This window comes from Pseudomonas sp., assembly GCF_032058845.1.
Classification (GTDB): domain Bacteria; phylum Pseudomonadota; class Gammaproteobacteria; order Pseudomonadales; family Pseudomonadaceae; genus Aquipseudomonas.
Genome location: NZ_DAMCCR010000121.1, coordinates 1 through 11162, shown reverse-complemented (window position 1 = coordinate 11162; position 11162 = coordinate 1). Strand labels below are relative to the sequence as shown.

General features: G+C 67.2%; 9 protein-coding genes and 1 pseudogene. 8 read left to right on the top strand and 2 right to left on the bottom strand.

Features of this window, described 5'->3' with window-relative positions:
• The 4 genes from RT028_RS17910 to RT028_RS17895 form a co-directional block, all read left to right on the top strand.
• Positions 1-1195: efflux transporter outer membrane subunit (locus RT028_RS17910; protein WP_312936467.1), on the top strand; the 1195-nt coding region annotated here is incomplete at its 5' end.
• A 217-nt stretch (positions 1196-1412) separates the two neighbouring features.
• Positions 1413-3590 (top strand): FUSC family protein, encoded by a 2178-nt coding sequence (locus tag RT028_RS17905; protein WP_312936465.1) that lies wholly within the window; start codon positions 1413-1415, stop codon positions 3588-3590.
• Entirely contained in the window at positions 3580-3780 is a 201-nt protein-coding gene (locus RT028_RS17900; protein ID WP_312936464.1) for a DUF1656 domain-containing protein, read from the top strand. Before RT028_RS17905 ends, RT028_RS17900 begins: the two co-directional genes overlap by 11 nt.
• 10 nt (positions 3781-3790) lie before the next feature.
• On the top strand, positions 3791-4651 hold the full coding sequence (locus RT028_RS17895; RefSeq protein ID WP_312936462.1) for an HlyD family secretion protein: 861 nt from the start codon (positions 3791-3793) through the stop codon (positions 4649-4651).
• Between the two features lie 204 nt (positions 4652-4855).
• Here RT028_RS17895 and RT028_RS17890 read toward each other — a convergent pair whose 3' ends face one another.
• The gene (locus RT028_RS17890; RefSeq protein WP_312936461.1) at positions 4856-5311 is read right to left on the bottom strand and encodes a universal stress protein; all 456 of its coding nucleotides are present in this window, start codon (positions 5309-5311) and stop codon (positions 4856-4858) included.
• 150 nt (positions 5312-5461) lie between these two features.
• Between RT028_RS17890 and RT028_RS17885 the strand changes: the two genes are divergently transcribed.
• The 4 genes from RT028_RS17885 to RT028_RS17870 all read left to right on the top strand — a co-directional run bounded on the left by RT028_RS17885 (position 5462) and on the right by RT028_RS17870 (position 10702).
• The gene (locus RT028_RS17885) at positions 5462-6382 is read left to right on the top strand and encodes a LysR family transcriptional regulator (RefSeq protein ID WP_312936459.1); all 921 of its coding nucleotides are present in this window, start codon (positions 5462-5464) and stop codon (positions 6380-6382) included.
• A gap of 231 nt (positions 6383-6613) precedes the next feature.
• On the top strand, positions 6614-8155 hold the full coding sequence (locus RT028_RS17880) for an MFS transporter (protein ID WP_312936457.1): 1542 nt from the start codon (positions 6614-6616) through the stop codon (positions 8153-8155).
• A gap of 22 nt (positions 8156-8177) precedes the next feature.
• Positions 8178-9251: an HlyD family secretion protein gene (locus tag RT028_RS17875; protein WP_312936456.1), complete on the top strand. Its 1074-nt coding sequence runs from the start codon at positions 8178-8180 to the stop codon at positions 9249-9251.
• A complete protein-coding gene (locus RT028_RS17870) occupies positions 9248-10702 on the top strand; it encodes an efflux transporter outer membrane subunit (RefSeq protein WP_312936454.1) in 1455 nt (484 codons plus the stop codon). Before RT028_RS17875 ends, RT028_RS17870 begins: the two co-directional genes overlap by 4 nt.
• A gap of 147 nt (positions 10703-10849) precedes the next feature.
• Here RT028_RS17870 and RT028_RS17865 read toward each other — a convergent pair.
• Positions 10850-11162: pseudogene (locus tag RT028_RS17865) on the bottom strand (short-chain dehydrogenase); the annotation flags it as partial.

Sequence of the window (11162 nt, the reverse complement as noted above, 5' to 3'; positions counted from 1 at the left end):
CGGCCAGGTGTCGCTCGATCGCCATGGCTGGCCGCAGGACAGCTTCTACGGCCCCGGCGCGCTGGCAGGCGCCAGCACCTGGGACAATCACGCCGGCATCGGCCTGAGCTATCCCCTCGACCTCTGGGGCCGTGAGCGCAACGCCAGCGAGCAGGCCCTGGACAGGGCCCATCAGCGCGCCGCCGAGGCCCGCCAGGCGCAGCTGGAACTGCAGAACAACGTGGCCAAGGTGTATATCCAGCTGGCCCTGCACTTCGCCCAGCGCGACATCGTCGAGCGAGAGCTGGACCAGCAGACGCAGATCCTCGCCCTGGCCAGGCGCCGCCTCGACGCCGGCATGGGGACGCACCTTGAAGTCAGCCAGGCTCAAGCACCGCTGCCGGAAACCCACCGCCAGCTTGACAGCCTCGAGGAAGCCATCGCCCTGACCCGCAATCAGCTGATGGCCCTGGCCGGTCGCGGGCCGGGTGACGGCCGCGCGCTGACTCGTCCGACCCTGGCCCTGGCTGCGCCCTTGCCGTTGCCTTCGCACGTGCCGGCCGAACTGATCGGTCAGCGCCCCGATGTGGTCGCCAGCCGCTGGCAGGTCGCCGCCCAGGCCCGTGGCATCGACGTGGCCCACGCCGGTTTCCTGCCCAATGTCGACCTGCTCGCCAACCTCGGGTTCATGGCCACAGGGGGCAGCGCGTTGAGCGTTCTTTCGGGGCGCAAGTTCACCTACCAGGCAGGTCCTGCCCTGAGCCTGCCGATCTTCGACGGTGGCCGCCTGCGCGCGCAGCTCGGCGCAGCGTCGGCAGGCTATGACCTGGCCGTGGCGCAGTATGACCAGACCGTGATCGAGGCGTTGAAGGCCATTTCCGACTCGTTGATTCGCCGCGAATCGATGCACACCCAGGCGCAGCTGGCCGGTGAATCCGTCGCTGCGGCCCAGCGCAGTTTCGACCTTGCCAGCATGGCCTTCCAGCGCGGGCTCACCGGTTACCTTGAGGTGCTCAACGCGCAGACCCTGCTCCTGCGCCAACAACAGATCCAGCAGCAGGTCTGGGCCGCGCGCCTGACCGTGCACGCCGAACTGGCCACCGCCCTGGGTGGCGGTCTGCAGGCGGGGGACGACACGCCCACGGCCGCGCGCGAGTCGGCGCCGCCCGTGCCTGCGGCCCTGCGTGTGATGCTCCCGAGCGAGCAACGTCGATGAACAGGCGTGTTCTGGCCACGGGCCGCCCGAGGCTCCCTGAATCGCACCCCGCCCGTTTCAAGCACATCCGCGGTGCCGGCATTCATGCAGCGGGTTGCACACCCTCGATCGACAGCCTTCGCCGGACCGCAGGTTGGCCTGAGACGCCCAAATCGCCCCACGGCCAGATCCTGCGTGTCTGCTCCCCTGAGAGGGCAGTGGCCCACGAGGCTTGCCAATGAGCCCGGTGCTCTGGGCCTGGCGCCAGCTGCAGGCCCTCGAATGGCGCCGCGCGCTGAACACCTGGGCGCGCACTGACGGTGTGACCTGGGTGTACATCTTCAAGGTGCTGGCCGCCGCGTTTCTCACCCTGTGGCTGGCCATGCGCCTGGAGCTGCCGCAGCCGCGCACGGCGATGATCACGGTGTTCATCGTCATGCAGCCGCAAAGCGGGCACGTCTTCGCCAAGAGTTTCTACCGCGTGCTCGGCACGTTGGCCGGCTCGGCGATGATGGTCCTGCTGATGGCCCTGTTTCCACAGAACACCGAGCTGTTCCTGCCGAGCCTGGCACTGTGGGTGGGGCTGTGTGCGGCCGGCGCGATGCGCTACCGCACCTTCCAGGCATACGGCTTCGTGCTGGCCGGGTATACGGCGGCGATGACCGGCCTGCCAGTGCTGGAACACCCCGACCAGGCGTTTCTCGCCGCCGTGTGGCGGGTGCTGGAAATCGGCCTGGGCATCCTCGTGTCCACCGCAGTCAGCGCCGCGGTCCTGCCGCAGTCGGCCAGCGCCGCGCTGCGCAATGCCCTTTACCAACGCTTCGGGGTGTTCGCCGGTGTGGCTGTGGAGGCCCTGCGCGGCAGCAATGACGCGGAGCGTTTCGAGGCCAGCAACGTGCGCTTCGTCGCCGAAGCCGTGGGCCTTGAAAGCCTGCGTAGCGTCACTGCCTTCGAGGACCCGCACATGCGCCGGCGCAGTGGCCGCCTGGTGCGCATGAACAGCGAATTCATGGGCGTGACCACGCGCTTCAACGCGTTGTATCGGCTGCTGGAGCGGCTGCGTGCGCGCGGCTCGACGCAGATCAATCGCGCGCTCGCGCCGGGGCTGGCGACCTTGACCGAACTGCTCGAGCCCTATGTCGACCGCCTGCTGACCGATGCCGATGCCCTGCGCCTGACCCTGGAGCTGGCCGCCTACCGCGAGGGCCTGCAGCACCAGGTGCGCGAACTGCGCGCCGACTTCCTGGCCAGCGCACCGAGCGAGGCCGAGCTGCTGGACTTTCACACCGCGTTCGAGCTGCTCTACCGCTTCATCGATGACCTCTACAACTATGCCCAGACCCACGCATCGCTGGCGGCGCACACCCACGTGCGCGAGCAGTGGCACGAACCCTACGTGGCGCTGACCAACTGGCGCGTGTCGGCCGCCGCCGGGGTACGCTCGGCGGCGGTATTGCTGTTGCTCGGCAGCTACTGGCTGCTCAGTGACTGGCCCAGCGGCGCGATGATGACGCTGATCGCCACCGTCACGGCGGGCCTCTCGGCGGCCTCGCCCAACCCGCGCAAGATGGCGTTCCAGATGGCCTGCGGCACGTTGTTCGGCGCCTTCGTCGGTTTTTTCGAGACCTTCTTCGTGTTTCCCTGGATCGACGGTTTCGCCTTGCTCTGCCTGGTGCTGGCCCCGGTGTTCGTGCTCGGCGCCTTCCTCGCCTCGCGCCCCGCGTACGCCGGCTACGGCATCGGCCTGCTGGTGTTCTTCGCCACAGGCTCGGTGCCCAACAACCTCACCCTGTACAATCCCTACGTGTTCATCAACGACTACCTCGGCATGATCCTCGGCATGTTGGTGTGCGCTGCGGCGGGTGCGATCATCCTGCCGCCCAACAGCCGCTGGCTGTGGCAGCGCCTTGAGCACGACCTGCGCAACCAGGTGCTGTTCGCCCTGGGCGGGCGCCTGCGCGGCTTGGGTTCGGCCTTTGAAAGCGGTACCCGTGACCTGCTGCACCAGGCCTACGGCCTGGCCGCTGGCAAGCCGCAGGTGCAGCGCGAGCTGGTGCGCTGGATGTTCGTGGTGCAGGAAATCGGCCACGCGATCATCGAACTGCGCAAGGAACAGGCACAGGCGCCGGTTCACCCGGCCTATGCCGAGTCGCAGCCATGGCGCCAGGCCATTCGCGTGATGGGCCGGTCACTGGCGCGGCTGTTCCTGCAGCCGAGCGCCAGCAATCATCAACGCGCGCTGGTGGCGGTGGACCATGCCATCAGCCGCGTGCAGGCCACCGACGAGCCTTTCGCCCGGCACTTCGACACCTCCGTGCTGCGCCGGGTGCAGAGCTACCTGCACTTCATCCGCACATCCTTGCTCGATCCGCACTCGCCCCTGGCCGCCGCCCAAGGAGCCCAGCATGCCCCGTGAAATCGCCTTCCACGGCCTGTACCTGCCGACCCTGACGCTGCTGTTCCTGCTCGCCGCCGCCCTGGCCTGGGGCCTGGACCGGTTCATCGCCAGCGTCGACGGCTACCGCTTCTTCTGGCACCCGGCGCTGCTGCGCCTGGCGCTGTTCGTCTGTCTCTTCGGCGCCCTGGCGCTGACTGTCTACGGGTAAGCCACGTTCGATGAAAAAGTTCTTCAGCCTGATCGCCACCTTGCTGGTGGTGGCCGCCGCGGTGTGGATCGGCCGCGTGTTGTGGGTCGACTACATGACCACGCCATGGACCCGCGATGGCCGCGTGCGCGCCGACATCATCAACGTCGCGGCCGACGTGCCGGGGTATGTCGTGGACGTGCCGGTGCACGATAACCAGCAGGTGAAGAAGGGCGACCTGCTGATCCAGATCGACCCCGCGCATTACCAGGTCGCCGTGGACCAGGCCAAGGCGCTGGTGGCCGCCCGCAAGGCCACCTGGCAGATGCGCCAGGTCAATGCCAGGCGCCGCGCCGACCTGGACAACCTGGTGATCTCTCAGGAAAACCGCGACGATGCGCGTGATACTGCCGGCGCGGCCCTGGCTGACTACCAGCACGCCCAGGCCCAGCTCGCTGCCGCCGAACTCAATCTGGCGCGCACGCGCATTCTGGCCAGCGTCGATGGCTACGTGACCAACCTCAACGTGCACCGCGGCGACTACGCGCGCACTGGCGAGGCGGTGATGGCGGTGGTCGATGAGCAGTCGTTCTGGGTGTACGGCTATTTCGAGGAAACCAAGCTGCCCCATGTGCGGGTCGGTGACCCGGCCGAGTTGCAGATGATGAGCGGTGAGCGCCTCAGCGGGCATGTGGAGAGCATCGCCCGCGGCATCTACGACCGCGACAACCCGCAGAGCCGTGAGCTGGTGGCCGACGTGAACCCGACCTTCAATTGGGTGCGCCTGGCGCAGCGGTTGCCGGTGCGCATTCATATCGATGCGGTGCCAGAGGGTTTCCTGTTGGCGGCAGGGACGACCTGTACCGTCGTGGTCCACCCGCGCCAGCCCTAGGCTGTAGAACCGCCTCGCTTCGCCCGATGCCCGTCAGTAAAGCCGCGATGGCCGGTGAAGCCGGCCCCAGCCAGGCGACGCGCACGAGTGGCAGATCGAGATTCGAGCAGTGGACTTCCAGGCGCCCCCAATCACTTGATTGCCTGACATCGCTTGCCTGGACTGCATGGCAAAGATTCGCTCGCACCTTCAAGGGCAGCCGGTTCAGTGAGCAGACGTCGGAGCCACCAGCACCGGCCATTGCCCCTGGTCGATGACCTTGCTGCTCACCGACGGGTCGAGCAAACGGCCCAGACGTGACAAGTGCCGGTGGCCCATGACGATCAACTCGCAGTCCAGCGCTCTGGCGGTGTCCAGAATGACCTCCACAGGATCGCCTGGCACGGTGCGCCCCTCGCAGTCGAAACCGGCTGCGCGCAGCGCGTCGACTGCGTGGGCGACGGCGCGCTCGGCCAGTTGCTGTTCTTCACAGGCGGCGGGGTACTGGTCGCGCTCCTGCTCGGTGTAATCGCTGGGAGCGCCATGCACCGCGAAACTGGGGTCGACCACCAGCAGTACGCGCAGCGCCTGTTCCGACGGGCGGCAATAGCGCTCGGCAAGCTCGACGATGGCATGGCTGGCAGGGGAGGCGTCGATGGCGATCAAGGCAGGGCGGGGCATGGCAATTCCTTCGCGGTGGATAGGCGGGTGCGCATTTTCGCGGGCTGCGGACGTGGGATAAAGCCCCTGGCGCGCACAAGCGGATTGCGTCTGGTGCAATGGTGCGAGCTGATAAACTCGCCTTTCGCACCTCTTTTTCGGAAAACCCCAATGCCCCTGCCGGACATGAACCTGTTGGTTGCCCTCGACGCTTTGCTCGACGAGGGCAGCGTGGTCGGCGCGGCCCAGCGCATGAACCTCAGCCCTGCAGCCATGAGCCGCACCCTGGGGCGCATTCGCGAAGCGCTGGGTGATCCGATTCTGGTGCGCGCGGGCCGAGGCCTGGTGCCCACGCCACGGGCGCTGGCCCTGCGCGAGCAGGTCGGCCTTCTGGTGGAGCAGGCCGGGCAAGTGTTTCGCAGCGCTGAACAGGTCGACCTGGCGAACCTGGACCGCGCGTTCAACATCCGCACCAACGACCTGTTCATCGCCCTGTACGGCGCGCAGCTGCTGCGCATGATGCATGAGCAGGCACCGCGTACCGTGCTGCGCTTCGTACCGGAAAGCGGGGGCGATGACGATGCGGTGCTGCGCGATGGCCGTACCGACCTGCTGATCAGTTCGACCATCGACCTGGGCCCGGAGATCAAGGTGCAGCGGCTGTTCCATACCGTTTATGTCGGTCTGGCCCGGCGCGACCACCCCATTTTCGAGGCGCCCATCACCCCCGAGCGCTTTGCCGCCTATCCACAGATCAGCGTGTCGCGACGAGGCCGCGCCAATGGTCCGATCGATGCCGAGCTTGCCGTGCACAAGGTGCAGCGCCACGTGGCGCTGATCACCCCGAGCTTTCACTCAGCGATGTTCTCGCTGCCGGACTCGGACCTGATTCTGCCGATGCCGGCCAACATCCTTGCCAGCGTGCACAAGCTCGGGCTGCCGCTACGGGCTTTTGACATTCCGCTGCCGATGGAGCGGGTGACCGTGATGCAGGCGTGGCATCCGCGCTTTCATAATGATCCCGCGCACCGCTGGCTGCGCCAGACGCTCAAGGCATGCTGCAACGTGGCGCCGTCCGGCACGGGCGGGTAGTGGGGGTTGCTGCGTCAGGGGCAGAACGCGTTTCGACACGTTGCGTTGCGGCAATTGCTGCCGGTTGCTGCCAGACCACGGCATTCTTCGTAGGTGTCGAAGCGCTTTGCCAAAAGCCTGCGTGCTGTGGATTGCGTCTGGCGCAAATTAAAACTTCCAATAAGTCAGTTTTCGTAAGCATTCGATCTTTCTAGACTCCCCAGCCTTAAATTATTGCTGGAGATGTCAGGCATGGCGGTACCGTCTACCCCCGCGGCTGCGCTTGGCCCTGCGCCTGCGGTGGCCGCGCCTGCGCCGTCAGCCTTTGGCCTGCGGGTGGTCACCGGGTTGTTCGGCGTCTTGCTGGCCGTGCTGTGTGCCGGGCTCAACGAAGCGGTGACCAAGATTTCCCTGGCCGACATTCGTGGCGGCATGGGCATTGGCGCCGACGAAGGGGCGTGGTTGCTGGCGGTGTATAGCGCAGCGTCGGTGTCGGCCATGGCCTTTTCACCCTGGCTGGCCACCACCTTCTCCTTGCGTCGCTTCACCCTGTGCGCGATTGCCCTGTTTGCGCTGCTGGGCCTGCTGCAGCCGTTCGCGCCCAACCTGCATAGCCTGATGCTGCTGCGAATCCTGCAAGGCCTGGCCGCCGGTGCCCTGCCACCCATGCTGATGAGCGTGGCGCTGCGCTTTCTGCCACCGGGTATCAAGATCTACGGCCTGGCCTGCTACGCCCTGACGGCCACCTTCGGGCCGAACCTCGGCACGCCGCTGGCAGGGCTGTGGACCGAGTACGTGGGCTGGCAATGGGCGTTCTGGCAGATCATCGCCCCCTCCGTGCTGGCCATGGCCTGCGTGGCCTGGGGCCTGCCGCAAGACCCGCTGCGCCTGGAGCGCTTTGCCCAGTTCAACTGGCGCGGCGTGGTGCTGGGCCTGCCGGCGCTCAGTGGCCTGGTGCTCGGGCTGTCGCTGGGGGATCGCTGGGGCTGGTTCGATTCACCGCTGATCAGCGCCTTGCTCGGCGGTGGCGCACTGCTGCTGGTGCTGTTCCTCTACAACGAATGGTCCGAGCCGGTGCCGTTCTTCCAGCTGCGGTTGCTGTCGCGGCGCAACCTGGCTTTCGCGCTGGTGACCTTGGCGGGCGTACTGGTGGTGCTGTCGGGCGCCGGCAGCCTGCCCTCGGCGTACCTGGCGCAGATCCATGGTTATCGGCCTGCGCAGATCAGCCCCCTGATGCTGCTGGTGGCCCTGCCGCAACTGCTTGCCCTGCCGCTGACTGCCGCGCTGTGCAACCTGCGCGCGGTGGATTGTCGCTGGGTGCTGGCCTTCGGCCTGGGCTTGCTGGTGCTGTCGTGCCTGGGCAGCCACGGGCTGACCAGCGCATGGATTCGCGACGACTTCTACCCGATCTACCTGCTCCAGGTATTCGGCCAGCCGATGGCGGTGCTGCCGCTGCTGATGCTCTCGACCAACGGCATGAGCCCGCAAGAAGGCCCCTTCGCCTCGGCCTGGTTCAACACCGTCAAGGGCCTGGCCGCCGTGGTGGCCGCAGCAGTACTGGAAGTGCTGAGCACATGGCGTCGGCATTTTCACTCCAACCACCTGGTCGACCAGTTGGGCAACGCGCCGCAGCTCGACGACCAGGCCGCAGGGCTCGCCCAGCGCATCCATGAACAGGCCCAGGTGCTGACCTCGGCCGACCTCTATCTGGTGATGGCAGGGATCGGCGTTGCGCTGATCTGCCTGATTCCTTTCGTACCTACCCGGGTCTACCCGCCGCGCGCGGTGGCCTGAACCTGTGATCGAGACTGATGATATGAAGGACAAGCGCAAGACCCTGATCATCGCCGGCGTGCTGGCCGTGGCCCTGCTGGCCGCCGTGGCCGGGCCCTGGCTGCTGGGCAGTGACCACCGCCAGAGCACCCAGGACGCCTATGTAGTCGCCGACTACACCGTGGTTGCGCCCAAGGTGGCCGGCTTCATCAAGGAGGTGCTGGTCGAAGATAACGCGTCGGTCAAGGCCGGCCAGTTGCTCGCGACCCTCGACGACCGTGATTACCAGACCGCACTGGAGGCAGCGCTGGCCCAGCAGAGCGTGGCCCAGGCGCAACACGCCAACGCCCAGGCGACCCTGGAGCGCCAGGCGTCGCTGATCGCTCAGGCCGAGGCAGCCGTCAAAGCGGCCAAGGCCGAAACCGGCTTTGCCGAGCATGAGGTGGGCCGCTACAAGCGCCTGGCCGAACAGGGCGCCGGTACCGTGCAGAACGCCCAGCAGGCCAGCAGCAAGGTGGAGCAGGCGCGGGCACGCCAGGCCAATGCCGAGGCGGCATTGCTCGCCACGCGCAAGCAGGTCGACGTGCTCAGTGCGCAAGTGGCCAGCGCCAAGGGCCAGGTCAAACAGGCCGAAGCGGGCGTGGCCAAGGCCCGTCTGGACCTGTCCTACACGCGTGTCACCGCGCCTGTGGATGGCATGGTCGGCCAGCGTGCGCTGCGCGCCGGTGCCTACGTCAGCCCCGGCACGCGACTGCTGTCGGTGGTGCCGCTGGAAGCGGCCTACGTGGTGGGTAACTTCCTTGAGACCCAGCTGACCCACGTTCAGCCCGGCCAGCCGGTCAGCCTGCGGGTCGATACCTTCGCCGACCACGCGCTGCAGGGGCATGTACAGAGCATTGCCCCCGCCACGGGCGTGACCTTCGCGGCGGTCAAGCCGGACAACGCCACCGGCAACTTCACCAAAGTCGTGCAGCGCATTCCGGTGAAGATCGTGTTCGATGCCGATCAGCCGGCGCTGGCGCGGCTTCGTGTCGGGATGTCGGTCGAGGCCACCATCGATACCGCTGGCGACACAGAGGGCGATACGCTGCAAGGCCGTGAGGTGAGTACACGATGAAGGCCCTGATGCGCATCAGCCCGGCCGTGCTGGCGGCGGCACTCGCCGGATGCAGCCTGGGGCCGGATTTCCACAAGCCTGACAGCCAGGCCCCGGCACAGTGGTCATCGCCTCGCGGTGAGCGCGCCGCAAGCCAGCCGCTGGCAGCGCCACTGGAGCAGCGCTGGTGGAACAGTTTTCACGATGCCCGGCTGAGCGCCCTGATCGAGCGGGTGACTGCGCGCAACCTCGATCTGCAAATGGCCAGTGCTCGCGTGCTGCAAAGTCGCGCCGCGCGCAGCTCGGTAGCGGCCGACGAAACGCCGAGCGTGGGCGCCGACGCCGGTTACAGCCGTGCGCGCAACAGCGCCGAGGGGCTCAACGACCCTTCCGGCAATGCGGGTAAATCGGCCTACAGCCTGTGGCAGGGCGACCTCACGGCTGGGTGGGAGCTGGACCTCTGGGGCCGGGTGCGCCGCCAGGTGGAAGCGGCCGATGCCAACGTGCAGGTGGCTGAGGATGACCGCCGTGGCGTGCTGCTGAGCCTGCTTGCCGAGACTGCCCGCGATTACATTCAATTGCGCGCTGTGCAACGCACCCTGGAGGTCACCGAAGGTAATCTCAAGGTCGCTCAGCACAGCCTGGAATTGTCCCGGGATCGCCAGGCCGAAGGCGTTGCCACGCGGCTGGACGTCGCCCAGGCCAGCGCCCAGGTGGCGTCGATCGAAGCACGCCTACCCACCCTGCAAGCCCGCCGCGACGACCTGATCAACGCCTTGAGCCTGCTGGCGGCTGAACCGCCTGGGCATTTGCAGGCGCAGTTGCTGGCACCCGGTGCACTGCCTGAACCGCAACAACGCTTCGCCATAGGTGTGCCGTCTGAGCTGGCGGCGCGGCGTCCGGACATCCGCCAGGCCGAGGCGCGTCTGCATGCGGTCACGGCCAGCATTGGCGTCGCCGAAGCCGACTTCTATCCGCGCATTCGGTTGTCGGGCAGCGTGGGCCTGCAATCGCTGCAACTGGCCGACCTGGGCAGTTGGAGTGCGCGTCGTTTCGCGCTGGGGCCGCAGGTGTCACTGCCGATTTTCGAAGGCGGGCGCCTCAAGGGCACGTTGCAGTTGCGTGAGGCCCAGCAGCAGGAAGCTGCCGTGGTCTATCGCAAGACCGTGCTAGGCGCCTGGCATGAAATCGACGACGTACTGCGCCTGTACAACGCCAGCCAGTTGCGCCGCGATCACCTGGCTGAGGCCGTGCGACAGAACCGTATCGCCCTGGACACTGCGCAGCGCCAGTACGTGGAAGGGGCGGTGGATTTCATCAATGTCCTGAGCGTGCAGAGCGCATTGCTGACCAGCGAAGAGCAATGGATCGACAGTTCTTCAGCCGTCGCGCAGGCCATGGTCGGGCTGTACAAGGCGCTGGGAGGCGGCTGGGAGGGGTTCGAGCCGCCGCCTGAGGCGTCGGCCAGCTGAAACGGCTGACGCGGGGTGCTTGTCTGCGTCTGAACGTCTGAACGTCTGAACGTCTGAACGTCTGGATACGTGCGCGGGTTGCTGGGCCTTGATTCCCTGGAGCCACGCGGGCCAGCATGGCCTGCGCTGCGCTGTTCGCGCGCGGGCCTACAACGGGCGCAGCAAACCAAAGCGCTTGCGCAGTGCCCAGTCGAGCAGACGCCTGGGCAACGCCCACGCCATCAACGGCAGCAGCCGGCTGCCGTTGCCGGCTCTCAGTACTGCAGGCAGCGCGCGTTTGCCGAGGGCGTCCAGCACCGTCTGGGCCAGCTGCGTGGCGGGTGTAGGCCGGTCGAGCGAGGCACGGGCGCGTGCCTGGACCTGCTCGCGCAGCGGCCACCAGGGTGAGTCTGCATGCAGCACCTGGGCCGCTTCACGCTGGGCACCGCTGGCGAACTGCGAGGCGATGGCGCCGGGCTGC

Bases quoted from the DNA above. Each gene is read 5' to 3' on its own strand.
- RT028_RS17905 (WP_312936465.1), top strand. From the start codon at position 1,413: ATGAGCCCGGTGCTCTGGGCCTGGCGCCAGCTGCAGGCCCTCGAATGG.
- RT028_RS17900 (WP_312936464.1), top strand. From the start codon at position 3,580: ATGCCCCGTGAAATCGCCTTCCACGGCCTGTACCTGCCGACCCTGACG.
- RT028_RS17895 (WP_312936462.1), top strand. From the start codon at position 3,791: ATGAAAAAGTTCTTCAGCCTGATCGCCACCTTGCTGGTGGTGGCCGCC.
- RT028_RS17890 (WP_312936461.1), bottom strand. From the start codon at position 5,311: ATGCCCCGCCCTGCCTTGATCGCCATCGACGCCTCCCCTGCCAGCCAT.
- RT028_RS17885 (WP_312936459.1), top strand. From the start codon at position 5,462: ATGCCCCTGCCGGACATGAACCTGTTGGTTGCCCTCGACGCTTTGCTC.
- RT028_RS17880 (WP_312936457.1), top strand. From the start codon at position 6,614: ATGGCGGTACCGTCTACCCCCGCGGCTGCGCTTGGCCCTGCGCCTGCG.
- RT028_RS17875 (WP_312936456.1), top strand. From the start codon at position 8,178: ATGAAGGACAAGCGCAAGACCCTGATCATCGCCGGCGTGCTGGCCGTG.
- RT028_RS17870 (WP_312936454.1), top strand. From the start codon at position 9,248: ATGAAGGCCCTGATGCGCATCAGCCCGGCCGTGCTGGCGGCGGCACTC.